This window comes from Paenibacillus sp. FSL W7-1088, from assembly GCF_037969855.1.
In the GTDB taxonomy this organism is placed as follows: Bacteria; Bacillota; Bacilli; order Paenibacillales; family Paenibacillaceae; genus Paenibacillus.
Window position 1 is genome coordinate 2,091,747 of the sequence record NZ_CP150216.1, and the last position, 25,721, is coordinate 2,117,467.

At 46.6% G+C, this 25,721-nt stretch carries 20 protein-coding genes; 18 read left to right on the forward strand and 2 right to left on the reverse strand.

The features are described 5' to 3' along the window. The first annotated feature begins 1 nt into the window (after window position 1). The 11 genes from MKY42_RS09705 (at window position 2) to MKY42_RS09755 (ending at window position 12,393) form a co-directional block, all read left to right on the forward strand. On the forward strand, window positions 2-1,039 hold the full coding sequence (locus tag MKY42_RS09705) for a sensor histidine kinase (RefSeq protein WP_177185656.1): 1,038 nt from the start codon (window positions 2-4) through the stop codon (window positions 1,037-1,039). Beyond that, window positions 1,036-1,698: a response regulator transcription factor gene (locus MKY42_RS09710; protein WP_090895219.1), complete on the forward strand. Its 663-nt coding sequence runs from the start codon at window positions 1,036-1,038 to the stop codon at window positions 1,696-1,698. Before MKY42_RS09705 ends, MKY42_RS09710 begins: the two co-directional genes overlap by 4 nt. A 148-nt stretch (window positions 1,699-1,846) precedes the next feature. Beyond that, a complete protein-coding gene (locus MKY42_RS09715) occupies window positions 1,847-3,541 on the forward strand; it encodes a trypsin-like peptidase domain-containing protein (protein WP_090895222.1) in 1,695 nt (564 codons plus the stop codon). Window positions 3,542-3,736: 195 nt separating this feature from the next. Then, window positions 3,737-4,426 carry a response regulator transcription factor gene (locus tag MKY42_RS09720; protein ID WP_090895224.1) on the forward strand — a complete coding sequence of 230 codons (690 nt, stop codon included), beginning with the start codon at window positions 3,737-3,739 and terminating at the stop codon, window positions 4,424-4,426. 1 nt (window position 4,427) lies between these two features. Next, window positions 4,428-5,888 (forward strand): HAMP domain-containing sensor histidine kinase, encoded by a 1,461-nt coding sequence (locus MKY42_RS09725; protein WP_339850659.1) that lies wholly within the window; start codon window positions 4,428-4,430, stop codon window positions 5,886-5,888. A 68-nt stretch (window positions 5,889-5,956) separates the two neighbouring features. Continuing rightward, the gene (locus MKY42_RS09730) at window positions 5,957-6,910 is read left to right on the forward strand and encodes a 4-hydroxy-3-methylbut-2-enyl diphosphate reductase (RefSeq protein WP_339850661.1); all 954 of its coding nucleotides are present in this window, start codon (window positions 5,957-5,959) and stop codon (window positions 6,908-6,910) included. A 232-nt stretch (window positions 6,911-7,142) separates the two neighbouring features. Further along, window positions 7,143-8,207 carry a 3-deoxy-7-phosphoheptulonate synthase gene (gene aroF / locus MKY42_RS09735; RefSeq protein ID WP_063564242.1) on the forward strand — a complete coding sequence of 355 codons (1,065 nt, stop codon included), beginning with the start codon at window positions 7,143-7,145 and terminating at the stop codon, window positions 8,205-8,207. Window positions 8,208-8,620: 413 nt separating this feature from the next. Next, window positions 8,621-10,045, forward strand: a complete 1,425-nt coding sequence (gene glnA / locus MKY42_RS09740; protein ID WP_063564243.1) for a type I glutamate--ammonia ligase — start codon at window positions 8,621-8,623, stop codon at window positions 10,043-10,045. A 233-nt stretch (window positions 10,046-10,278) separates the two neighbouring features. Next, entirely contained in the window at window positions 10,279-11,367 is a 1,089-nt protein-coding gene (gene serC / locus MKY42_RS09745; RefSeq protein WP_339850666.1) for a 3-phosphoserine/phosphohydroxythreonine transaminase, read from the forward strand. Between the two features lie 137 nt (window positions 11,368-11,504). After that, on the forward strand, window positions 11,505-11,969 hold the full coding sequence (gene trmL, locus MKY42_RS09750) for a tRNA (uridine(34)/cytosine(34)/5-carboxymethylaminomethyluridine(34)-2'-O)-methyltransferase TrmL (RefSeq protein WP_090895234.1): 465 nt from the start codon (window positions 11,505-11,507) through the stop codon (window positions 11,967-11,969). Window positions 11,970-12,138: 169 nt separating this feature from the next. After that, window positions 12,139-12,393 (forward strand): AbrB/MazE/SpoVT family DNA-binding domain-containing protein, encoded by a 255-nt coding sequence (locus MKY42_RS09755; RefSeq protein ID WP_024629045.1) that lies wholly within the window; start codon window positions 12,139-12,141, stop codon window positions 12,391-12,393. Window positions 12,394-12,486: 93 nt separating this feature from the next. Here the strand turns inward: MKY42_RS09755 and MKY42_RS09760 are convergent, their stop codons facing one another. Continuing rightward, window positions 12,487-12,918 (reverse strand): GNAT family N-acetyltransferase, encoded by a 432-nt coding sequence (locus tag MKY42_RS09760; RefSeq protein WP_177185658.1) that lies wholly within the window; start codon window positions 12,916-12,918, stop codon window positions 12,487-12,489. Next, window positions 12,915-13,832 (reverse strand): serine hydrolase, encoded by a 918-nt coding sequence (locus tag MKY42_RS09765; protein WP_090895240.1) that lies wholly within the window; start codon window positions 13,830-13,832, stop codon window positions 12,915-12,917. The genes MKY42_RS09760 and MKY42_RS09765 overlap by 4 nt, the downstream gene beginning before the upstream one ends. Before the next feature lie 473 nt (window positions 13,833-14,305). On the opposite strand from MKY42_RS09765, the gene MKY42_RS09770 reads away from it, so the two are divergent. The 7 genes from MKY42_RS09770 (at window position 14,306) to MKY42_RS09800 (ending at window position 25,438) form a co-directional block, all read left to right on the forward strand. Next, window positions 14,306-15,070: an alpha/beta hydrolase family protein gene (locus MKY42_RS09770; RefSeq protein WP_090895242.1), complete on the forward strand. Its 765-nt coding sequence runs from the start codon at window positions 14,306-14,308 to the stop codon at window positions 15,068-15,070. Between the two features lie 11 nt (window positions 15,071-15,081). After that, entirely contained in the window at window positions 15,082-16,041 is a 960-nt protein-coding gene (locus MKY42_RS09775) for an ABC transporter permease subunit (protein ID WP_063564249.1), read from the forward strand. 18 nt (window positions 16,042-16,059) lie between these two features. Further along, a complete protein-coding gene (locus MKY42_RS09780) occupies window positions 16,060-16,962 on the forward strand; it encodes a carbohydrate ABC transporter permease (RefSeq protein ID WP_090895244.1) in 903 nt (300 codons plus the stop codon). Window positions 16,963-17,016: 54 nt separating this feature from the next. Beyond that, window positions 17,017-18,615 (forward strand): extracellular solute-binding protein, encoded by a 1,599-nt coding sequence (locus tag MKY42_RS09785; RefSeq protein ID WP_090895246.1) that lies wholly within the window; start codon window positions 17,017-17,019, stop codon window positions 18,613-18,615. A 134-nt stretch (window positions 18,616-18,749) separates the two neighbouring features. Then, complete coding sequence (bglX, locus tag MKY42_RS09790; protein ID WP_339850670.1) at window positions 18,750-20,915, forward strand: beta-glucosidase BglX; 2,166 nt, start codon at window positions 18,750-18,752, stop codon at window positions 20,913-20,915. Window positions 20,916-20,950: 35 nt separating this feature from the next. Then, complete coding sequence (locus tag MKY42_RS09795; RefSeq protein ID WP_339850672.1) at window positions 20,951-24,322, forward strand: amylo-alpha-1,6-glucosidase; 3,372 nt, start codon at window positions 20,951-20,953, stop codon at window positions 24,320-24,322. A 99-nt stretch (window positions 24,323-24,421) separates the two neighbouring features. Next, a complete protein-coding gene (locus MKY42_RS09800; protein ID WP_339850674.1) occupies window positions 24,422-25,438 on the forward strand; it encodes a LacI family DNA-binding transcriptional regulator in 1,017 nt (338 codons plus the stop codon). Window positions 25,439-25,721 lie beyond the last annotated feature (283 nt).

Below are 25,721 nucleotides of genomic sequence, written 5' to 3' on the forward strand. Positions count from 1 at the left end.
CATGATTCGAACGATTCTCAAAGCAAATAAGTGGGAACTGATGATGTATTTTGCGCTGACCGGACTCATTACTTTGGGCGGGTTTTACTTGCTATACGGGGAAGTGCTGATGGGAACAGGGCGTCAGCGTGCGTGGACCTATGTTGCAGTTGTTCTCCTGGCTACCATAATCACGGGATATATTGCCGCCCTGAGGCTTCAACGCAAGATTGATCTTCTGGATCTCAACATGCTGAAAGTGTCCAAGGGCAATCTTGCCGTTCGTATGCCTGAGGCAGATGATGCCTCCTTCGGACGGGTATATCAGGAATTCAATGTCATGATGGATTCGATTGAGAAAAAAATGAGATTGCTTCAGCGGCTCGGTGAGCAGGAAGTCATTGAAAAGGAACAGGCATCTGAACGCGCTGTGATTGAAGAGCGCAAACGGATGGCAAGAGATCTGCATGATACGGTCAGCCAACAGCTTTTCGCCATGCATATGTCCGCTTCCTCCTTACCACGTCTGCTGGAGATGAATCCCGAGCATGGCGGCAAAGTCCTGGATCAACTTATTCAGATGTCGCATATCGCACAGCGGCAGATGCGCGGGCTTATCGCTCAGCTTCGCCCTGTGGAGTTGGAGGGAAGGGACCTTGCCGAAGCGCTGGATAGCTGGTTCCCGGATTATTGCAGGCAGAATGGTTTAAAAGGAGTGAAAGAGCTGGAACTGGATGGCGGAATTTCCGATGCCATTGAGCACCAGCTGTTTCTTGTTATTCAGGAAGCGGTCGCTAATGTGGTCAAACATGCGGAAGCAGGACTGGTCAGCCTGTCCATACGAGAGAGTGAACATCAGATCAGCATGAGCATTAGCGATGATGGTCAAGGTTTTTTACAGCAAGCGGAACGGCCTGGTTCATACGGATTATCAACAATGCGTGAACGGGCAGAGAAGCTTGGAGGTCAGGTTCAGATTATATCGAAGCCGGGAGCGGGGACGACGGTGCGGGTATTCATCCCGAAATTCCCGAAAGAACCAGAGGGGGAAACGGAATGAGCGAAAAAGTGAATGTAATGATCGTGGATGATCATGATATGGTGCGGATGGGGTTAAAAACATATCTAATGCTGGAGCCTACATTTCATGTGATGGGGGAAGCCGGAAACGGACAGGATGCATTGAACCAGCTGCGTAAGCTGGGAGAAAGTGAACTTCCTGACCTGATTCTAATGGACCTGATGATGCCGGTGATGAATGGTGCGGAAGCGACACAAGCGATCATGGCCGAATTTCCGGGCATGAAAATTGTGATGCTGACCAGTTTTCTGGAGGATGACCTTGTGGTTCAAGCGATTGAAGCCGGTGCGGTTAGTTATGTGCTGAAGACGGTATCTGCTGAAGAGTTGATTTATGCTCTGCAAGGAGCATACCGAGGTATGCCTGTAATGACAGGTGACGTTTCCCAGGCATTGACCCGTGGCATCAGACAGCGCACAGCAAGAGAGAACGAATCCGGACTGACGGAACGGGAAAAGGAAGTGCTTTTGCTGATTGCAGAGGGCAAGACCAATAAGGACATCGGGGAAGAACTACATATTAGTATCAAAACCGTCAAAACGCATGTGAGCAACCTGCTGATGAAATGTGAAATGGACGATCGGACACAGCTGGCAATCTACGCTCATCGTCAGGGCTGGGTGAAGAATAAGGGTTAGAATGCAGATTTGGCGGGAAAAATGTTCTATAACAGCGTGCTTTTATCTCCTTTTTAATTGTTTTTAAGGTACGGTTAAGGTTTAAAGTACAAAATAAGGACAGTTAAAGAATATCTCTTGCGAAGAAGAGATTGGGAGGTAGAGAGGCATGGACGAACGTAATTACAGAGCGAACCGTCAAGACGAGGAAAATGAAACGAAACAAGCGGAGAATCGCAATTCATCCGGGACGGACGATTCCTCCTATTATTATTCTTATGGACCTTTTCAGTCCGTGAATCAGGAAGATACAGCAAGTTATAATGGGGAACATAATCAACGTGAAGAAGGAAATGTAGAGATTACAAGACCTGACCCCGTGAAGCCCGTACCTACTTATTACAATAATTACAGCAACGAATCATCTGATCAAGCCAATACGTCCTCCAGAGGGGGCGGCGGCAATGGTTCAGGCGGCAACGGAGGGGATCAGGGGAACGGCGGCAAGAACAATGGCAACTGGAATTATAATAACCGTCGGCCACGTTCTTCCGTAAGATCGCTCCTGTTCTCTTTCATCGCCGGGATGCTGGTCATTACAGTGCTGATGTACACAGCGGACAGAACAAACATGTTTACACCACAGGAAGCGCTGACAAGTGCAGAAAATGAAAGCTCCAGTCAGTCATCTACTCCTACCAACTCAGGCAGCAGCAATAACGTGACAGCGTCATTACTGCCAACGGGCAAAGAGGATGTATCCTCAGTAGTAACGAGTACAAGTCCCGCTGTCGTCAAAATCGAAACACTTGCCAAGCAGTCTACACGCAGCAGCAGCCAGGGTGGTTCTACGATGAGCGATCCATTGTACCAATACTTCTTCGGTGGAAGCAATGGCGGAACAGATAGCTACCAAGGCCAAAATCAGCAGCAACAGCAACAAAGCAGCAATCAGTTGGTTCCGCTTGGCATTGGCTCCGGATTTATTTTTGACAAAGAAGGCTACATCCTGACGAACCAACACGTGGTTCAGGGTGCAGATGTGATTCAGGTAACGCTGGAGAACAACAGCAAGCCTTATGAAGCGAAATTGCTGGGAAGCAGCTTCGACCTTGACCTTGCCGTATTGAAAATCGAGAAAAACAGCGGCGATGATGCTTTCCCTGTCGCTCCACTGGGCGATTCCAACAGCACACAAGTGGGTGAATGGCTTGTAGCTATTGGTAACCCGGAAGGATTTGAACACACAGTTACTGCAGGTGTGTTGAGTGCGAAAGAACGTACGATCAGCATTCCGGACGAAGAAACAGGCAAAACTCGTGAGTACAGCCACTTGTTACAAACGGATGCTTCCATCAATCCTGGTAACTCCGGTGGACCGTTGCTTAACCTCAATGGTGAAGTCATTGGTATGAACGTTGCGGTTAGCGCGGATGCACAGGGCATTGGGTTTGCCATTCCTTCGAGTGTAATCTCGGATGCGGTTAAATATCTGAAAGAAAACAAAGAAGTTCCAAAAGAGCCCGTACCGTTCATTGGTGCATCTCTGATGGCCCTTACACCTGAAGTGGCTAAACAGATGGGAACGGATATCACTGAAGGTTCAGTTGTAGCCAGCACGATCTATCAATCCCCTGCTTACCAAGCAGACCTGCGTGCTTATGACATCATCACAGGGGCCAATGGCACAGCATACAGTACAAGTCAGGATTTGATTGATTTCATCAAGAAACAGAAAATCGGCAGTGAAGTGACTCTGAATGTTGTTCGGGATGGCAAAAAAATGGATCTGAAAATCAAAATCGGCAACAAAAACGATTATGATACCACACAAACGACTGAACAACAGCAGCAACAACCATAATGCCGAATTATGAGTTATAGAATAAGGTTTAGAAGAGCGGAAGGGTTTGAGGGCCCTTCCGTTTTTTTTGCACTATATATGCTTGTAATCCATCAAGTTGGACATGAAAAGCAACAAGGTGTTTGGAGAAGATGCAGATTGCACTTTTGGCTGTTACAATAAGATTAAAACGTTAAGGGATAAAGGAGAAAGACCATGCGCTCAACTATTCTGATTGTCGATGATGATGAAAAAATCGTGTCCATGCTTCGGCGGGGACTTGCTTTTGAAGGATATGATGTACAGACAGCTTCGAATGGGGCGGAGGGCCTCAATAAGCTAATGGATAAAGAGCCTGATATCGTGGTTCTTGATGTCATGATGCCACAAATAGACGGGTTTGAAGTATGCCGCAGACTCAGAGAAGCGGGGAGCAAGGTTCCCGTACTGATGCTCACTGCCAAAGATGAAGTACAGAGCCGGGTAATCGGGTTGGATACAGGTGCAGATGATTATCTCGTGAAGCCGTTTGCACTTGAAGAACTTTTGGCTCGTGTCCGTGCCTTATTGCGTCGTAAAGCGGATATAGCAGACACGCCTGATAATCGACTTATGTATGAGGATATTATTCTGGATAATGATTCTCGTGAGGTGTTGCGTGACGGTCAGCGTCTGGAACTGACTGCCAAGGAGTTCGAATTGCTGAATCTGTTCATGCAAAATCCGAAACGTGTGCTGTCCCGTGATCTGATTATGGATAAAATCTGGGGTTATGATTACAGTGGTGAGTCCAATGTGCTCGAAGTGTATATTGCCATGCTCAGACAAAAAACCGAAGAATACGGCGGCAAACGTTTGATCCAGACCATCCGGGGAGCCGGCTATATTTTGAGAGGTGACTCCTGACATGTCCATTCGGTTAAGATTAACCGCGTGGTATTCAGGCATCTTGGCAGCCGTGCTCATTTTTTGGGGAGTTGTGATCTACGCTTTTGTTTATTTTAATTCATATCAGGAAGTCGAGCAGCAGTTGAAGGACAAAATTGAATGGATTACAAATCAAATCGGTGTGAACCCGCTCTCCCAATCGCTTGATATTGACTCTTTTACAGAGAGTCAGCTTCGGGAAGCCCAAATCTATATTCAACTCGTGGATTATCAGAGCGGAACGTTCAAAATCTCTGAAAATATGAAGAAGTTTCAAATTAAATTTCCTGTTGTGAAAACCAATGAGATTCTGAAAGAGCGTGGGATATCCAAAATCTATGTGAATGGGACACCTTTTCTTGTCAATCAGCAGCCATTATCTCTGCAGGGGACCAATGAAATAAGGGGACTTCTTCAAGTTGGAACCAATGTTAGCTCTCAGGAAAGATTGCTGGAGGCTTTGCGCAATATTCTCGTGTTTGGCTGGCTTGTGGCGATGGCACTCGCCATTACATCGGGTCTGATTTTGGCACGCAAGTCGATGCGTCCACTTGTGAATGTGATTGATGCCGCCAATCAGATTCAATCCGGGGATGACCTGAGTGTGCGGATTCAATATAGCGGGCCGAAGGATGAGATTGGACGTCTGATCGAAACCGTGAATAACATGCTTGAGCGCACAGAGTTGTCCTTCCGAGGGTTGGAAGAGACGAATGTGGCCCAGCGCAGGTTTGTATCTGATGCCTCACATGAGCTGCGAACCCCGCTGACCACCATTCGTGGAAATGTCGATTTCCTCAAGAAGCTTTGGGATCAGGAGAGCACGGACAGACCGAATCTGGATGAAGAAACGGTGAAACAAATGTCGCTTGAAGCGATAGAGGATATGGCGGATGAAGGTAAACGGATGAGCAGGCTGATCAGTGACATGCTGTCATTGGCGAGAGCGGATACAGGACAGAAAATCGAACTGAATCCGATTCCGTTGCAGATTCTGGTGCAGGAAGTGGCTCGCAGATCACAATTCCTTGATCATGAGGCAGACTGGCGTCCAGGAGATCTAACGATTCTGAATGGCATATATGTGAACGGCAGCAAGGACTATTTGCAGCAGATGCTGTTTATTTTTATCGAGAATGCCTTCAAGTACACTCCGAATGGTTCGGTTACGCTTGATGCGATCCTTTATAAAGGGCAGGTAGGACTGCGCATCAGTGATACGGGGATCGGAATGGATCGGGATAAAGTTCCGTTTATCTTTGACCGGTTCTATCGGGCGGATGAGTCCCGCGGGGCCACACCAGGTATAGGTCTGGGACTGTCGATCGCCAAGTGGATCATTGAGGAACACCAAGGGTCTGTCGAGGTTGTAACCAGACGTGGAGAAGGAACGACCTTTATCATTTGGTTGCCGGTTGTCTTTGCTCCGCCTATCGAATAAGGTTATAATAGACAGGACTGCAATTACATCGGCTATCTTTGCCGAGAAAGAAAGCGGGTGGCAACCAAGTGGAAGTACTGCGAATTTCGCCGCGGGGATATTGTTACGGAGTTGTGGATGCGATGGTGCTCGCGCGCCAGGCGGCACGAAATCTGGACCTACCACGGCCTATTTATATATTGGGTATGATTGTGCATAACCAACATGTGACGGACTCTTTTGAAGATGAGGGCATTATTACACTGGACGGACCGAACCGGGTTGATATTTTGAGCCAGGTAGAGAGTGGAACAGTGATCTTTACGGCACATGGTGTATCTCCGGAAGTGCGCAAGATGGCACGTGAAAAAGGTTTGACTACCGTGGATGCAACTTGTCCGGATGTAACCAAAACCCATGACCTTATTCGGGAGAAGACGGCTGAAGGATATGACATTATCTATATCGGGAAAAAGAACCATCCAGAGCCTGAAGGTGCGGTTGGTGTTGCACCCAATCATGTTCATCTGATCGAGAAGGAAGAGGAGATTGACGGACTGAACGTACCTCCCGGCAAAATCCTTATCACAAATCAGACAACGATGAGTCAATGGGACATTAAACACATTATGAGCCGCCTTCTGGAGAAGTATCCAGGCGCTGAGATTCATAATGAGATATGCTTGGCTACCCAAGTTCGTCAGGAAGCTGTTGCAGAACAGGCAGGGCAGGCGGATTTGGTCATCGTTGTCGGTGATCCTCGCAGTAATAACTCCAACCGACTTGCACAAGTATCGGAGGAAATTGCGGGTGTAACGGCATATCGGGTATCAGATGTGGCTGAGATTCAGCAGGAATGGCTGAAAGGTGTGAATAAGGTGGCGGTGACTTCAGGTGCTTCTACGCCAACACCGATCACGAAGGAAGTCATCCTGTATCTGGAGCAGTATGAACATGACAAGCCGGAAACATGGGAAATCAAGCGTACGGTGAATATGAGCAAGCTGTTACCACCTGTAAGGGAAAAGACTCGTACGACGTAAACGAACATCATTATCAGAATCTTGCAGTACAGAGCCGAAATCCGGTGACTGACTGCAGGATTCTTTTTTTTGAAGGGGTTAAGAGTTGGCTTGACTGAAAAGGGGGAATATGTTATATTTACTTTAGTGGATAAAAGCTTAAAAGCGAACAAGCGTTTAAGCGCAGAAGAGTTTTGAGGATTAAATCAGACGCCCATAAGGCGCTCTTATACAAGGAAGGATGGGATTTATAATGATCGTTATTGCAGGTAAAGCTACTCCGGAGGAACATATTCAGGATATCGTCGCTACAATTGAAAAGGAAGGTCTTCAGGTCCATATCTCGCGTGGAGAGGACCGCACCATCATTGGTTTGATTGGCAAGGTAGAGCCGAAAATGGCTGAGCATCTCCGTCAAATGAAAGGTGTAGAGAATGTCGTCAAGATTTCGAAATCCTACAAATTGGCAAGCCGTGACTTCCATCCTCAAGATACCGTGATCTCCATCAAAGGAGTAGATATTGGAGGCAAAGAACTCGTCGTTATGGGCGGACCTTGTGCGGTTGAATCTGCTGCACAGATTGATGAGATTGCCGGACTGGTTAAGGCTGCTGGTGGACAGGTGTTGCGCGGTGGTGCATTTAAGCCACGTACAGGTCCATACAGCTTCCAGGGAACAGGTGTTGAAGGTCTGATCATGATGGCAGAAGCCGGCAAGAAACATGACTTGTTGACCATTACAGAAGTCATGACACCTGAATATGTGGATATCTGTGCCGAGTACGCAGACATTCTGCAAGTCGGTACACGTAACATGCAGAACTTCGATTTGCTGCGCAAATTGGGTGAGTGTGGCAAACCAGTATTGCTGAAACGTGGTTTCAGTGCAACTTATGATGAGCTGTTGAATGCGGCGGAATACATTCTTGCGGGTGGCAACCCGAACGTGATGCTGTGTGAGCGTGGTATTCGTACATTCGAGTCCTACACACGAAATACGCTCGACCTGTCGGCTATTCCTGTCCTGCAGTCTCTCAGTCATCTGCCAGTCATTTCGGATCCTAGTCATGGTACAGGTCGCCGTGAACTGGTTGAACCGATGACGAAGGCTTCTGTTGCTGCTGGTGCTAACGGCCTAATTATCGAAATGCATACGGACCCGGATAACTCCATGACGGGTGACGGCGTGCAGTCATTGTTCCCTGACCAATTTGCCAACCTGCTTCAGGATCTGGAGAAATTGGCACCAATCGTCGGTAAAACATTCAACACAGCCAAACAACCGGCGGAGTTCTTTCCAGCACGAGTTGGCGTATAACTGATCTTCATAGTATAGGTAATATAGTTCACCCGGGCATTTGCCCTGGCTCCGTCAATGAGAATGGGGCTAGGACAAAATGTCCGGTTTTTGTGTTATTTGGAGCTTTGAACGCATTTATTAATCATAGGTGATAAGAAACATTTATGATGTAATGTTATTTCCATAATTTAGGGTAAATATACCCTTGCTTTACCGCATTAAACCAGTTAAATATATATTATTTTCGTTGTTATATGAAATCAATAGGTTTATAAAATGTGAGCATAGCTTACATAGTCGCAAAAAATACCTTACATAAGTATTGACGATGTCACATTTGAGATTTTATAATGACGACAGAAAAAAATTCGAATATGGACATTTTCTTAGCGGGGTTGTTTAATGTTCGGAATATTTGGGAGGACGAATACATGTCGGTTGAAAACGTATTGAAATCAATTCAAGAGAACAACATCGAGTGGGTAGATTTTCGTTTTGTAGATTTATCCGGTCGTGCGCACCACATCTCGTTACCAGCTTCGGCAGTTGACGCAGACACTTTTGTAAATGGAGTAGCCTTTGATGGTTCTTCTATTCAAGGTTTCCGCGGAATTGAAGAGTCCGATATGGTTATGATTCCAGATCCTGAAGCGACTTTTGTCGATCCGTTCACAGCGCACCCTACTTTGAATGTTATGTGTGATATCTTCACTCCGGATGGCGAGCGTTATGAGCGTGATCCACGTGGTATCGCGGTCAAAGCGGAAGAGTTCCTGAAAGAAAGCGGAGTAGGTACAGCAGCATTCTTCGCACCTGAATCCGAGTTCTTCATCTTCGACGATGTACGTTATGAGAGCGGCACGAACAGCTCTTCCTATTTCGTAGATTCCGAAGAAGCTTCTTGGAACACCAACCGTAAGGAAGATGGCGGTAACCTGGGCTTCAAAGTTCGCACGAAAGGCGGATATGTTCCTGTAGCTCCAGTGGATACACAACAAGATATTCGTAGTGAAATGTGTCGCATTTTGGAAGAGGCGGGTCTCTCGATCGAGCGTCACCACCACGAAGTGGCGACAGCAGGTCAAGCCGAAATCAACTTCCGTTTTGATACGTTGAAGAAAACAGCAGATAACCTGCTTGTATACAAATACATCGTGCATAACACTGCACGTCAATATGGTAAAGTAGCAACATTCATGCCAAAACCACTGTTTGGTGACAATGGTAGCGGAATGCACGTTCACCAATCCATCTTCGATGGCGATTCCCCATTGTTCTATGACAAAGCGGGATATGCAAACCTGAGCGAAATGGCTCTGCACTACATCGGAGGAATTTTGTATCACGCACCAGCTTTGATTGCTTTGACTAACCCTAGTACGAACTCATTCAAACGTCTCGTACCTGGTTATGAAGCACCGGTTAACCTGGTTTACTCCAAAGGTAACCGTTCGGCAGCAGTACGTATTCCGGTTGCGGCTGTGACACCAAAAGGTTGTCGTATCGAGTTCCGTACACCGGACTCCACAGCTAACCCTTACTTGGCATTCGCTGCAATGCTGATGGCGGGTCTGGATGGTATCAAACGCAAAATCAACCCAACTGAGCTTGGATATGGTCCGCTCGACAAAAACATCTATGATTTGTCTGACGCAGACAAAGAAAATATCCGCAGCGTGCCAGCTTCCCTGGAAGAAGCGCTTGACGCTCTGGCAGCGGACAACGAATTCTTGACTGAAGGCGGCGTCTTCACAAAAGAATTCATCGAAAACTATATCAACCTCAAACGTGACGAAGCGAAAGCAGTAGCAATCCGCATTCATCCGCATGAGTACAGCCTCTACTTCGACTGCTAATCCAGTCGGAACAGAAACTGTTCCCAATGTAAAGCCTCCGGGACTCGCTCTCGGAGGCTTTTCCTTGAATTGAACGATGTAGTGCATTAACTTTGCAGGGTGATAAAGGAATTTGATAACCCTGATTCGCTGCTTCGGTGCTTATTGCCCTTGAAGCAGATAAGGAATACTGATATCATAGCGATAATATTCACTTCATATGTCAGCTACGGATAGAAAGGGCGGGGGATTTTGTGACAAAGAGAGCGTATAATTTTAATGCAGGACCTGCGGCGTTGCCACTTGAGGTTTTGGAGCGTGCTCAGGCAGAATTTGTTGATTTTCGGAACACGGGTATGTCGATTATGGAGATGTCTCACCGTGGAGTGGTGTATGAATCTGTACATAATGAAGCTCAGGAGCGTTTGTTGTCTCTGCTAGGCAATCCTAAAGGATACAAAGTCCTCTTCCTGCAGGGCGGAGCAAGCACTCAGTTCGCCATGCTGCCGATGAACCTGCTCGGGGAAGGGCAGACAGCCAGTTACGTCATGACAGGCAGCTGGGCCAAGAAGGCACTGTCTGAGGCGAAACTGATTGGGGAGACACAGGTCGCTGCATCTTCCGAAGCGGATAAATATATGAAATTGCCGGATGTGTCGAATCTTAGCTTCACGGACCGTACAGCTTATGTTCATTTGACGTCTAACGAAACAATTGAGGGCACACAATTCAAGTCATTCCCGGATACCGGTTCAGTACCACTTATTGCCGACATGTCGAGTGACATCTTCTGCAAACCGTTTGATCTTAATCAATTCGGCATGATCTATGCAGGTGCACAGAAGAACCTGGGCCCATCAGGGATTACGGTTGTTATTGCTCGCGAAGAGCTGGTGAGTGAATCTCCTAAAACGATTCCGACCATGCTTCGTTATAGTACACATGTGGATAACAATTCTCTCTATAATACACCACCGTCCTTCTCTGTATACATGGTGAATGAGGTTCTGAAGTGGATCGAGGAACAAGGCGGATTGGCTGGAATTGAACAGAAGAATGTGAAGAAAGCAGATTTGCTCTATAATGCGATCGATTCTTCCGGAGACTTCTACCGTGGTTGTGTAGATCCGGCAGATCGTTCCCTGATGAATGTGACCTTCCGCCTGGCTAACGAGGAGCTGGAGAAACAGTTTATCAAGGCTTCAGAGCAAGAAGGGTTTGTTGGTCTGAAAGGGCATCGGAGTGTTGGCGGCCTGCGTGCGTCTATTTACAATGCTGCTCCATATGAAAGTGTTAAAGCACTTACGGACTTCATGAGCCACTTCCAGAAGACAAATGGATAAACAACCTGGCAGTGAGTTGTGAATTCAAGCATTCACACTTGTGCTTTACCAGAGCCTTCCACATTGACGTGTGGAGGGCTTTTCTTTAAGATTAGAGAATTGTCGTTAATATGAATTGAAAAGGAGATTGAACACATATGGCTTTACATATCGTTCTGGTTGAACCGGAGATTCCGGCAAATACGGGCAATATTTCTCGTACATGCGCGGCTACCGGTACGCATTTGCATCTCGTGCGTCCACTCGGATTCCGTACGGATGATGCCACGCTGAAACGCGCGGGTCTGGATTACTGGCATGCCGTTCATATTGAATATCATGATTCGTTTGCCGAGGTTCAGGAACAGTATCCGGAAGGTCGTTTTTTCTACGCAACAACGAAGGCGAAAAACCGTTATAGTGATTTTAAGTTTCAGGATGGAGATTTTCTGGTATTCGGTAAGGAGACAAAAGGTCTTCCTCCAGAATTAATTGCGGCCAATCCCGATACTTGTATGAAAATGCCAATGTCAGGTGATGTCAGATCATTGAACTTGTCAAACTCAGCAGCAATCATTGTGTATGAGGCATTGCGTCAACTTAATTTCCCGGGTCTGGATTAATCCAATTCGCTTATAAGTGACGGTAGAATTCGCTAAAAAAACATTTTTCAAAAAAAAGGACAAAAAATGTTTATTTCCAGCAGGATTCGACAAAATGTTGGCGAATTAATAAACATAGTACAAATGTACCTAGAAATTTAGAGTAAGATAGGAGAGGTGTGCCGTAGCTATGAAGCCAGCTGGAGTCGTTCGCAAAGTTGACCAATTGGGTAGGATCGTATTGCCTAAATCTTTGCGTAAAAGGTATCAAATGAATGAGGGAGATCCTGTAGAGATCTTAGTACAAGGGGACCATATCATTCTGGAGAGATACCGTCCAAAATGTATTTTTTGTGGATCGATGGAAGAAGTCAATGAGTTCAAAGAGCGTTACATATGCGCACAATGTTTAGATGAAATGACCCAGCTTCCACAGCACGGGTAAAATAAAAAGTATCATGGCCTCTGAAGGTCATGATACTTTTTTTTGTGGAAAAACCATGTCCACTTCTAGTTTACCGGGATCAAACGAATGCGATCAGCTATTAGTGTCGTACTCCATCACCCAATATTTCGCCCCGGCTGCACCTTCTTCAATCACTTTTTTCCAACCCTGTCGTTCGTAAAAGCCAATGGCTTTATGATTATCAGATACACATTTCAATCGAACAGGCTGCTGCATGAGTGAAATTGACGCATCAAGTAAGCGTGAGCCTGTACCCCCGCCGATAAAACCGGGATGGATAAACAGTAGATGGATAAAGTTGTCGGGAAGGTACAGCGAAGCGAAGCCGAGAAGCTGTCCATCTTCATTTTCAGCCACGATGATATGCTCATCCACGGTATCTGCGTCAAAATCCTGCAGGGACAGTTCCTCCGGCTTAGCCCAGTGGAATCGGGCACGTCGTGACTCGAGATAAATGTTTCTCAACTCCGCATAATCTGCTTGGATGGCTGCTCGTATATTCAAATGTTCTCCTCCAGAATAGGCAGTATATCCGACCATACATGGTCAAGAATGGCTTGCATATTTTGTTCATCACTATTGATGGCAACGACGGACTTCAGCTCCGGCAGGACAACGCATAGTTGACCATTGGCGCCATCAGCACGGTAAGCGTTATGGGAACATCTCCAGAATTGATATCCATAACCTTGTCCCCAGTCGCCGTCTCCCGGCGTAGGGATCTGTTGTGTTGTCGCCAATCGGATCCATTCCGCAGGAATGAGCTGCTTGCCGTTCCAGCTGCCCTCCTGAAGCAATAGTTGACCGAATCTGCCTAATTCCTCGTTGGTCAGCTGCAGGCCCGCACAGCCCAATGTAATGCCCAAGGGAGAAGTTTCCCACTCTACATTCAAAATGCCCAGTGGCTCGAATAGCCGCGGAATCAGATAGTCCTTCACTGTTTGACCAGAGGCAGCCTGAAACATGGCGGAGATCATAAACGTATCTGCACTGCTGTATGTAAACGTTTCACCAGGAACTCTGTCCAATGGAAGAGACATATAATATTTGGCCCAATCTTTCTCAGGCAGGGTGGCTCGCTCTTCTGCCCATAACACGGGTACGTCATGCCCCGAGGACATCCGCAGCAAATCATACAGGGTGAGGTCCGCAGGAGGGAAAGCCGTTAAATGGGAAGCAGGGGTTGGTGATGTGAAATAATCACCGAGTCTGGATTCAAGTGTAAGTGTACCTTCATCCAAAGCCAATCCAACCGCCATGCAGGTAAACGATTTGCTGACAGAATGCTGCAAGCGGCGCACATCGCTGGTGCGATCCCAAGCTCCGATTGTAACGCCTTTCTGCAATACCCGAACAGAATGAACGTTTAACTGCTGCTCATCTATATGTTGAACAAAAGAATTAATAATACTCGACATCTTAACATCCTTTCTAAAAAGAAGATAAATAAAAGAAATTTGTTTTTGGTGAAACGTTTCCGCAATCCGGATCAAAAATTAGAACTTATGTTAGTACAAACTTGGTTCAATGTCAATGAAGATGTGCAAACGGTTACTTACAGGATATTTTTTTACATTAAAAGTGCCTTTTGACGCAAATTTTATCACGAAAAATTAGTTTTTTGAGAAAAAAGCGCGAAATTTGTAAAAAGGTTATTGACAGGGTTTGTACTTCGGGATTATGATTTATTCGAAACGATTCGAAGAAATCGCTTCCACGTAAAAAGTGTTGTAATCAAGTCCAAGTAAATCAACGTTGGCTATGTTTTGAAACGATTCGAGAAAATCGTTTCGATAACCAAGCGAAATACGGGGGAATCACTGGAAGTTGCAACAAAAAGGCAGAGAAACAGAAGTTTACAGACAGCAGCCGACGATGAAAGGGGTTACATATGGCGCATATAACGATCGAAACCGGATCGCCTACGTTATGCATGAATACAAGCATACATGTAGTGTCCAGTGACTCCGGAGACACTTCAGGCGGTACGCTATATTTGCTGCATGGTGCAGGTGATAATGCAAGTACATGGCAACGTTTGACTACAATTGAAATGTACGCGCAACAATATGGCTGTACCATCATTATGCCGGAAGCGAACCGAAGCTATTACACCGATATGGAATACGGCCTGAATTACTTCCATTACATCACTCAGGAGCTGCCTGAATTCTGTAGGCGTCAGCTCAATCTGAATACAGACCCGGCCCAGACTTACGTCGCCGGTCTATCCATGGGCGGGTACGGTGCATTGAAATGTGCACTGACATATCCCGAGAGGTACCGCAAGGTGGTGTCCTTATCAGGTGTAACTGATATTCAGACCCGGCTTCATGATCCGGAGATGCCATCAGGTATGATCAAGGAAATGAAAGCGGTTTTTGGAGAACGGTTACAGGTAAAACCCGATCAGGACCTGTACGCACTGTCTGCAAAGCTGTTGAAGCAGGGTGGAAATTTACCGGATATTCTGAGCTGTTGTGGTGACATCGATCCGTTTGTGGAGATGAATCGCAAATTCGCGGAATACATGCAGGAAACGGACTTTGAGTTTCAGTATGTGGAGACACCGGGTACCCATGAATGGAGATTCTGGGAGCAACACCTGCGAACCATGTTTGATTTTCTGTATAACGACAAGACCAAAGTAGAGTGAGGAGATGCAATTTGAAACCTGCAGCCGAAGGACCTAGCAAAAAGCTGAAGGGAAACTTGAAAGGCAATTCGCTCTGGAGTGAAATCTGGAAGCACAGAATGACGTACACCCTGCTTATTCCAGGGCTCGTCTGGCTGATCCTGTTTGCCTACATGCCGATGGGTGGCCTGTCTCTTGCGTTTAAAGACTACAAGGCGAACTTGGGGATTTGGGGAAGCCCATGGAGCGGATTTGAGAATTTCAAATACGTTTTCCGGGATCCAACCTTTATTGACGCCGTATGGCGGACGCTGTACATCAACATTCTAAAACTGATTATTCAGTTCCCGTTCCCAATCATTCTGGCCCTGTTGCTGAATGAGTTGCGGATGCGCAGAGGGAAAAAGTGGTTCCAGACGGTTCTTACGTTCCCGCACTTCCTTTCATGGATCATCGTATCCGGGGTAGTCATCAACGTCCTGGCTTATGACGGACTGGTAAACAGCGCACTTGGTTTGCTTGGATTGCCAACCATTAACTTCCTGGGTTCCGAGTCTAACTTTGTACCGATGTTGCTGTTGACGGATATTTGGAAATCCAGTGGATGGGGTGCGATTATCTTCCTGGCTGCCATTTCCGGTATCGATCAGGATCAGTATGAATCGGCGCAGATTGACGGCGCTTCCCGTATGCAGCAGATGTTCAAGATTACATTGCCAAACATTCTTCCAACAATCACCGTCATGTTCATTCTGTCGGTTGGTGGATTGATGTCTTCCGGTTTCGACCAGATCTTCAACTTGGCAAATGCCGCAACGAAAAATGTATCGGAAGTATTGGATGTATATATCTATCGGATTACGTTCCAGTCTTCAACGGACTTCTCATTCTCGACAGCGGTCAGCTTGTTCCGTTCCCTCGTGAATATGGTCTTGCTGCTTCTCGCAGACAGATTTGCCAAGTGGCTTGGCGGAGACGGTTTGTTCCGATAAGAGAGGAGGAGAAATGAAATGAGCAAGAAAGCTAACAAAAAACCGAGAATTGGTACAGAAAAAATGACTTTTCTCGATTACATTATTTTCGCCATATTACTTGTGCTTGCCCTGATGATTTTGATTCCGTTCTGGAATGTCATCATGATCTCGTTCGCAACACAAAAAGAATATGCTGACAATCCATTTTTGATGTTCCCTAAAGAATGGACATTCGATTCCTATAAGGCGTTGTTCGCTGACGGAACGATTCTGTCGGGGTACAAAAATACAATTATTTTGCTAGTCATCGGCTTGCCACTCAGCTTGTTCCTGACAACTAGCATGGCATATGGCCTTAGTCGCAATAAATTTCCGTTCAAGAAATTTCTCTTTTTCCTAGTACTGTTCACCATGATCTTTAATGGTGGTATCGTACCGCTGTACCTGATCATGAAATCACTTCACCTTACGGGTACGCTGTGGTCCGTTATCCTGGCGGGAAGTTTCAGTGCATTTAATATGATTCTGATGATGAACTACTTCTACACACTGCCTGAATCGCTGATGGAATCGGCGAGACTGGATGGTGCAGGAGAGTGGAGAATTCTGTTCTCTGTTGTTCTTCCGCTGGCTACACCAATTATGGCTACAATCACGCTGTTCTACGGCGTGGCTTACTGGAACAGTTGGTACGATGCGATGATATTCCTTCGAAAAGCGGATCAGTTACCGCTCCAGAATGTACTCAGAAACATTATCGTCACATCCCAGACGAACGCATCCAATGCGTCCAGTGTGGATGCTGCCCAAGCGAGCAATTTCTCCATGGGTATGAAGATGGCGGCAGTATTTGTCACCATGGTACCAATTATGTGTTTCTTCCCAATGCTGCAAAAACACTTTGCCAAAGGGGTATTAACAGGGGCTATCAAGACCTGATTATACGTATAGGATTTTGCATTAAAATTCTACTAAAAAACATGGGGGTAAAACATGAAAACGAACAAAAAGTTGTCAGTAAGAGCTCTCTTTGCCATCACGCTTAGTGTAGTTATGCTGATGGTGACCGCTTGTTCCAGTCAAGGAGCTTCAGGTGGTAACGAAAAAGATGCAGAGGGAAATTACAAAGACAACCTGACCATCTCTGTAGCTAACCTGACTGAAATTAAAAACGGGAACTTGGATAATGACTTCCACAAGTTCTGGACAGACAAATTCAATGTAACATGGGATTACAACTATATCGATTGGGATTCATGGGGCGAGAAGCTTCGTCTGTGGATCAACTCTGGCGATTTGCCTGATGTAGCAGTATGGAACTATGTGCATGGCGATGCCATGAACAGTATTGATCAAGGTCTGTTCTACAAATTCCCGGATGACTGGAAAGAACGCTGGCCTAACGTGGCAGCAGCCTACAAGTTGACCGGTCTTGGAGACAAGCTGGAAGAACTGACAGGTGGAACATACGTCCTGCCAAGACCAATCTATTTCGAGAACAAACCTGCTGACCCATTGACGAACCAAATTGGTGTCATTGCGCTTCGTAAAGACTGGGCTGAAGCCGTTGGTTTCGAACTGAAAGATGCATATACAACAACTGAATTGAATGAATACGCTGAGCTTGTAAAAGAAAAAGATCCAGGCAAAGTGGGCAACAAACTTGTGCCTCTGTCCTACAATGCGGCAGATGCTATGACGAATATCATTATGCCGAACAGTGTGCACGCCATGACTGACTCTCCGTTCTATAAAGGAGAAGATGGCCAGTTCCACTGGGGACCAGCAGATCCTGAAACTTTGACAGGACTTAAATTGATGCAAAAAGCCTACAAAGATGGCTTGCTCAATCCTGAGTTCTACACATGGAAAAACAATGAAGGTCAAAACAACTTTAAAGTAACAGGTACAGCTGCAGTAACAAGTCTGGGCGGACTGGCTTCGTACAGACAAGGTCTGGATTCCGATATGAGAAAGAATCTGGGTGTAGATAGTGATGATCTGGTACACACAGCAATCGTATTGGGCGATGACGGGAAATACCGCAACATGGAGCAAGCCAACTTCTGGTCTGCATTGATCTTCAATCCGAACATTAGTGACGAGAAATTCGAACGGATCATGGATCTGATCGACTACTCAACTACCAAAGAAGGACAACTGCTGATCAACATGGGCTTCGAAGGAAAAGACTGGAAGTATGACGAAAACAACGAACTCGTTAGCTTGCTGCCAGAAGGAACTGTTCTGGAAGATAAATACCCAGCACGTTTCGAAGGTCTGTATCTTCTGGGTGACGACTTCAGTGTTGTAAACCCTGCAATTAAAAAGGATTATCGTGATAGAGCTGTGAAGCTGTTCGAGGAAAAAGCAAAACTCGGTACAGAAGGTCAATCACTCGCAACATACGACTGGGATGTCAACCTGTACGATTCCAAAGCTAAAAGTCAGGCTTCATTCGACTACCAGAATGAATATGCCAACTTGATCCTCAAAAGTGGAGATCTGGAAGCGAATTGGAAAGAATGGATAAACAGCAAAATGTCCCTGGTTCAACCTTATCTGGATGAACTGAACAAAGAATTCAAGTAATCATTCAGTAATTAGCAAGATGGGATATGACAGGTGTGTCCTGTCGGTCCCATCCAATCGAACCCGGTGCGCGGTCTCTCCCCGAACGCAGCCGGGTTCTTTATTTCAACAACATGCAGTGGAGGATAATGTCTATGAATAACGAGCAGTTGCTAGACCTTGTAAACCAAATGACCTTGGAAGAAAAAACGGCCCAGCTGCTTCAGCTGACCGCTAACTTTTATGAAGGAACCAATGTTGAAGGTCAGATCACAGGTCCAATGGAAGAGATGGGAATCACGGAGCAGTCCGTAGATGCCAGTGGCTCCATTCTGGGATTGTCCGGTGCACAGGCCATTATTGATGTACAGCAAGCTTACCTGAAAAAAAGCCGTCTCGGCATTCCGCTCTTGTTCATGGCGGACGTCGTGCATGGTTTTAAAACCATTTTCCCCATCCCGCTAGCCATTGGCTGTTCATGGGACACTGAATTGGCAGAGAAAAGTGCTGAGATTGCAGCACGTGAATCCGCCGTATCTGGCCTCCATGTTACTTTTGCACCGATGGTCGATCTTGTTCGTGATCCGCGCTGGGGTCGTGTAATGGAGACAACAGGCGAAGATCCTTATTTGAACAGTCTGTTCTCTGCGGCATTTGTACGTGGATATCAGGGCGACAGTTTGAAGGATGAGCCGGATCGTCTGGCGGCTTGTGTAAAACACTTTGCAGCCTATGGGGCAGCAGAAGGTGGGCGTGATTACAACACGGTCGATATGTCTGAACGCAACTTGCGTGAGTACTACTTACCGGCTTACAAGGCAGCACTGGATGCAGGCGTCGAAATGGTAATGGCTTCATTCAATACTGTAGAGGGTATTCCAGCGAGCGGAAATGAGAAGCTCATGCGTGACATTTTGCGTGATGAGTGGGGCTTTGATGGTGTATTAATCTCGGATTGGGCTTCCATTCGCGAGATGATTGCTCATGGCGCAGCTGAAGATGACCGTGAAGCTGCATACCGCGCTATTCGTGCAGGGGTGGATATCGAGATGATGACACCTTGTTATGTCCATCATCTGCCAGAGTTGATTAAGAACGGAGAAGTGGAAGAAAAGCTCATTGATGAAGCGGTGCTGCGTATTCTGCAACTGAAAGAAAAGCTGGGATTGTTCGACAATCCACTGCGAGCAGCTGATCCGGAGCGTGAGCGGGAGATTGTCTTCTCCAAAGAACATCGTCAGGTATCGTACGAGCTTGCAACCAAATCGGCAGTATTGCTCAAAAATGATAATGACGTTCTTCCGCTGAAGCCAGAAGCCAATGTAGCGTTAATTGGACCTTTTGCCCAAAGTGAAGACATTCTCGGATGGTGGTCCTGTGAAGGTGTCAAAGAGGATGCCGTTAAACTCGGAACGGCTTTGCAGGAACGTCTTGCTGTCGGGAAAGTTCATATGGCTCAAGGCAGCAACGTTCACACGATCACCGCTGAACAGATTGCTGAAGCGCTTGAAGTAGCAAGCAAAGCTGATCTGATCGTGCTTGCACTTGGTGAAGATTCCGAAATGAGTGGTGAAGGTGGATCACGTACGGATATTCGTTTGCCGGCAGCTCAACTGGAATTGGTTAAACAGCTCAAAGCAGCGGGTAAACCAATCGCCAGCGTGATCTTTAACGGACGCCCTCTGGACTTGCATGGTGTATTTGAAGAATCCGATGCGGTGCTTGAAGCGTGGTTCCCGGGCAGTGAGGGTGGAGCGGCCATCGCCGATGTATTGACAGGTGTGGTGAATCCATCTGCGCGTCTAACAATGTCCTTCCCGCAATCTGTAGGTCAGATACCGGTATATTACAATCATTTTAATACAGGACGTCCACTCAATCCGCAAAAGACGGAAGAGCGTTATGTCTCCAAATATATTGATAGTCCGAATGATCCCCTGCTTCCATTTGGCTACGGCTTGTCATACACCTCGTTTGAGTATGGTGACCTGGAAGTATCAAGCAATGAAATGACTGCTGATCAACCTCTGACGATCCAAGTGCGTGTAACGAATGCTGGCGAGCGTGCTGGCGTGGAGACGGTTCAGCTGTACGTACGTGACGTAACCGGTGAAGTTGTGCGTCCAATGCGTGAGCTGAAAGGCTATGTTAAGTTGTCACTCGCACCGGGTGAAAGTGGTACGGCTACATTTACATTAAACGAAGAACAGCTTCGTTATCATCATTCCGATTTGAGTCATCGCAGTGATAAAGGAACATTCCACATTTTCGTAGGGCCGAATAGCCGCGATACATTGGAGAGTACGTTCAAACTGGTGTAATTGGATATTGGGGATAGGAGGATATGAATAGATATATGAAGACCATGAATAAATCTCAAATCAACGTACAATCCGGCGAGCTGTGCTTTACGTTCTGGGAAAGCGGTGATTTGTTCAAGGCCGTAAGTGGAACAACGATGATTAATCAGTGGATGGCTAGTCCGGTGGACGGCTCCATGAACAATCTATACTTGCGGTTTCACAGTGATTCCGGTATTCGTTTTGTGCCAATGCTTGGCATTCACTCCGACAGCCAGGTGAGCACCGACGGCAGTCGTATGGAATGGACAGGTACCGCCGAGGGCGTAGGCTATCAGGTTATATTTGCTCCAACAGCACAAGGTGTATGGTTCTGGGATGTAACCGTAAACGGGAATGGAGAAGAAATTGATGTAGTCTATGGCCAGGACGTCGGCAATGCGGATCCAGGTGCGGTACGCAGCAATGAGGCTTACTTGTCGCAGTATATTGACCATGCCGTATTTGAGGATGGGAAGCTGGGATATATCGTAACCTCACGGCAAAATCAGCCACAGGGCGGGGCTTTTCCTTATCTTCAACAGGGTTCATTAACCCGTGCAGCAGGTTACTCTACAGATGGATTTCAATTCTTTGGCTTGAGCTACAAGGAAACGAATGTCCCTGAAAGTCTGGGCAAGCCAACACTTGCGAATGAAGTGTACCAGTATGAATTTGCATACACAGCCCTGCAGTCCGAAAAAGTGGTGTTGAGTGGCGAAGCTCGTTTTGTGTTCTATGGACTTTTTCAGGCCAACCACGCTGAAGCAGTGAAGGAACTCGAATACCAGGATGTTGTCCAACAGGCTTGGGACGAGTATGAAGCGAAGCGTCAAGAGTCTGCAGGCACAGTACAGGCAGTATCCAACGTATTTCCAAAAGTAGCTCATCATCCGGCAGTGGGTGAACCCTTGCCTACTTTATCGATGACCGAAGAAGAAGTGAATTCCCGCTTCCCGGCTTCGAAGAGACATCAGGAAGAGCGCGCGGATGGCGAATTGCTGGCGTTCTTTACCGATACGTATGAGCATGTTGTGCTCAAGGAAAAGGAAATGCGTGTGGAACGTCCACATGGACATATCCTGATGAGTGGCAACAATGTGAAGTTGGGTCAGAACGTAATTACTACGTCTTCCTATATGTATGGTATTTTCAATTCCCATGTGGTTGTGGGGAATACGAATTTCAATAAAATGATGAGCAATGCACGTAGTGCACTCAACATACCCAAATCATCCGGTCAGCGGATCTACGTTGAGATGGAGGGAATCTTCCACCTGCTCACGATGCCTTCCTTGTTTGAGATGGGCTTCAACTATGTTCGCTGGTATTACAAAACAGCTGAGGATACGCTGATCATCACGAATTATACAACGCTGGATACGCCTGAAGTACATCTTCATGTGAAGTCGGAAAAAGGAATAGCCTATCGATACCTGATTACCAATCAGATTACGATGAATGTGAATGAATATGAACTGCCTGTTCATGTTACCGAGCAGAATGGTGAACTGAGCTTCAAGGCAGATCACAGCTCCCTCAGTGCCGAAGTGTATCCGAATCTGGAGTACCGTATGCGGGTCAGCGGAGCAGGAGTGAAGGTTGGCGATGAGACTGAACTGGCTAGTGGAGTCAACGCAGGCGACGCATCGCTAACCACTTTACGGCTGGACAGCAGTGCTGAATGGACATTGACCATTCAAGGTCTGTTGGAAGGTGGACAGACTGCATCATCGACACGCAGCTTCGAAGAGGAAGTGACTGCTTATCGTACCTTCTATGCACAGGTGATGAATGGGTTCCATTTATCGCAGCCTCAGAAGCAAGGAGCAGACGAGCTGTTCAAAGTGAATGCTCTTGCATGGTGGTACACCCATAATATGCTGGTGCATTACTCCGTTCCTCACGGATTGGAGCAATATGGCGGTGCAGCTTGGGGAACGCGTGATGTCTGCCAGGGTCCGGTCGAATACTTTATGGCTACTCAAAAGTATGAGCAGGTTCGCGACATTCTGAAGACCGTTTACTCGCATCAGTATGAGGATGACGGCAACTGGCCGCAATGGTTTATGTTCGATCGTTATTTCAAGGTTCAACAGGAAGAAAGCCATGGTGACATTATTGTGTGGCCTCTTAAAGTGCTAAGTGATTATCTGATTGCTACCAAGGATTATTCGATTCTGAGTGAAGAAGTGCCTTATACCGTCAAACATGGTTTTGACTTTACTGGTCAGACAGCCAGCGTGCTGGAGCATGCCCAGAAAGAACTGGAGTATATTCGCAGTCATTTCCTGCATGATACATTCCTCTCTTCATATGGTGACGGGGACTGGGACGATACATTACAGCCTGCCAATGCTCAATTGAAGCAATATATGGTCAGCAGCTGGACTGTGGCGCTCACCTATCAAACGTTGAAGCAGCTATCCAGAGCGATTGCGCCTGTGAAACCGGAGCTTTCTTCCGAGTTAAGCGATATGGCAGCGGGTGTGAAAAGGGACTTCAGCAAGTACATGCTGGATACCGATGTGATTCCAGGCTTTGTATATATGGAAGATCCGGCACAAGCGAAGCGCATGCTGCATCCAGATGACAGCGAGACAGGTATTCAGTACCGTTTGCTGCCAATGACACGCAGCATGATTGCCGAGTTGCTGGAGCCTGAACAAGCTCAATCCCATTATGAACTGATCAAGGAAAAGCTGTACTGCCCGGATGGTGTCCGATTGATGAATCGTCCAGCACAGTATGATGGCGGCGTCAGCACGCATTTCAAACGTGCGGAGCAGGCATCCAACTTTGGACGTGAAGTGGGCTTGCAATATGTTCATGCTCACATCCGCTATATTGAAGCCATGGCGAAGCTGGGCAACCCGGATGAGGTCTGGAATGGCCTCGGCATTATCAATCCAGTGGGTATTCAGGAAGCTGTTCCGAACGCAGATTTGCGTCAAAGTAATGCCTATTTCAGCAGCTCTGACGGAAAATTCAACAACCGTTATGCAGCGCAGGAAAAATTCGATAAGCTTCGCACCGGAGATGTGCAGGTGAAGGGCGGCTGGAGAATTTACTCCAGTGGACCGGGAATCTACATGAATCAGCTCATTTCGAACGCCTTGGGTATTCGTCAGGAGGAAGAAGATCTGGTTCTGGACCCTGTGCTGCCAGTCAGCTTGGATGGCTTGCATTTTGATTTCCAATTTGCTGGCCAAAAAGTAACCTTCGTTTATCATCTCAGCGGTGAGGCCGTACAACGTATTGTGCTGAATGGCAAGGAGATGGATGCGACAAGATTGCAACAACCTTATCGTCTTGGTGGACTGCGTATTTCGCGCACGGCTCTTGAACAGAGCCTGAGCGAGAATAACGTGATTGAGATTTACAGTTAATCGTGTAAACGGTAGTCCATTTTATCAAGTATAAATATCTAAGATGTCAGGTCCTTCGATTTCGAAGGGCCTGATGAACATCACAGGGGAGCGAAGAATGTGGTCAGTATCAAGGATATCGCCAAACAGGCGGGAGTTTCGATCTCTACCGTGTCATATGCTCTGAACGGCAGCAACAAAGTGACAGATGAGACCCGTTCCAAAATTTTGGCTATCGCCAAAGAGCTGAACTATGTTCCCAATGCTGCTGCCAGAACATTGAAGAAGAGAGAATCCAAAATTCTGGGTGTATTTCTGACGGATTTTAGCGGGGATGTATATGGAGACTTGCTTAGTGGCATGAAGTCTGTATGCAACGCGCAAGGGTACGACCTGATTGTGTGCAGCGGGAAACAATCTCATCGAATGCTTCCGGAGCGAATGATTGATGGTGCTGTCATTCTGGATCATACATTTGCGAGCAAGGAACTCTTGCAATATGCAGACAGAGGACACAAGATTGTTGTGCTTGACCGGGAACTGGATCACCCCAATATTAATCAGGTTCTGCTGGATAACAAGGCAGGAGCAACCCTTGCAATGGAGCATTTGATCGAACAGGGGCACACGAAGATCTATGTCGTGACAGGTCCGGAAGGCTCATTTGATTCGGCTCAGCGGTTGAAGGCTGTGAGGCAAGTATCGGAGCGGGCAGCGAATGTGGAATGGATTGAGATCACCGGAGATTTCGAGAAGAGTGGCGGAGAACGGGCAGCTGAACGTATTATTCAGGAATATACTCAACCGGTAGGGGTGTTTTGTCTTAATGACGAGATGGCGATTGGGATGTGTGATCGGCTCGCTGATAGCGAGTTAAACATTGGTCAGGAGATTGATATTATCGGATTCGATAATATTGAACTTAGCAAATATGTGCAGCCGAGACTGGTCACAATTGATTATTCCAAACGAAAATGGGGCGCACTTGCAGCCGAACAATTAATCAAGATTATTGCCGGAGAGCCTGTCGATCATGAACGCATTTACGTGACACTGGTAGAGGGCGGGTCGGTAAACAGCCAGGTTCAGTCAGCATATATTGCACAAACCCAGGGTGAAAAGGCGGTTAGCTATTGACGATGCTGCCCCCTCTTCATTTCATGGATGTTGTGTCGAACGACGACTGTACAGCAAGAGACAAGGCTTAGAAGAATTGAAGCATTCTTTTAAGCCTTGTCTCTTGTTTAGCTTGTTTATTTGACCCATTATAAAATGAAAAAACCTCTCACCAGGAGAGGCTTGGCCCTTATAGGCCCTTGGTTTTGTCATTGTTGTAGGATGAAGTGAGAATGCCTGTAAGGAAGAGAGCCAATACAATTGCAATAATCCAAAATGTCAGTGAAAATGACATACCATAGCA

Bases quoted from the DNA above. Each gene is read 5' to 3' on its own strand.
- MKY42_RS09705 (WP_177185656.1), top strand. From the start codon at position 2: ATGATTCGAACGATTCTCAAAGCAAATAAGTGGGAACTGATGATGTAT.
- MKY42_RS09710 (WP_090895219.1), top strand. From the start codon at position 1,036: ATGAGCGAAAAAGTGAATGTAATGATCGTGGATGATCATGATATGGTG.
- MKY42_RS09715 (WP_090895222.1), top strand. From the start codon at position 1,847: ATGGACGAACGTAATTACAGAGCGAACCGTCAAGACGAGGAAAATGAA.
- MKY42_RS09720 (WP_090895224.1), top strand. From the start codon at position 3,737: ATGCGCTCAACTATTCTGATTGTCGATGATGATGAAAAAATCGTGTCC.
- MKY42_RS09725 (WP_339850659.1), top strand. From the start codon at position 4,428: ATGTCCATTCGGTTAAGATTAACCGCGTGGTATTCAGGCATCTTGGCA.
- aroF (WP_063564242.1), top strand. From the start codon at position 7,143: ATGATCGTTATTGCAGGTAAAGCTACTCCGGAGGAACATATTCAGGAT.
- glnA (WP_063564243.1), top strand. From the start codon at position 8,621: ATGTCGGTTGAAAACGTATTGAAATCAATTCAAGAGAACAACATCGAG.
- trmL (WP_090895234.1), top strand. From the start codon at position 11,505: ATGGCTTTACATATCGTTCTGGTTGAACCGGAGATTCCGGCAAATACG.
- MKY42_RS09755 (WP_024629045.1), top strand. From the start codon at position 12,139: ATGAAGCCAGCTGGAGTCGTTCGCAAAGTTGACCAATTGGGTAGGATC.
- MKY42_RS09765 (WP_090895240.1), bottom strand. From the start codon at position 13,832: ATGTCGAGTATTATTAATTCTTTTGTTCAACATATAGATGAGCAGCAG.
- MKY42_RS09770 (WP_090895242.1), top strand. From the start codon at position 14,306: ATGGCGCATATAACGATCGAAACCGGATCGCCTACGTTATGCATGAAT.
- MKY42_RS09780 (WP_090895244.1), top strand. From the start codon at position 16,060: ATGAGCAAGAAAGCTAACAAAAAACCGAGAATTGGTACAGAAAAAATG.
- MKY42_RS09785 (WP_090895246.1), top strand. From the start codon at position 17,017: ATGAAAACGAACAAAAAGTTGTCAGTAAGAGCTCTCTTTGCCATCACG.
- bglX (WP_339850670.1), top strand. From the start codon at position 18,750: ATGAATAACGAGCAGTTGCTAGACCTTGTAAACCAAATGACCTTGGAA.
- MKY42_RS09795 (WP_339850672.1), top strand. From the start codon at position 20,951: ATGAAGACCATGAATAAATCTCAAATCAACGTACAATCCGGCGAGCTG.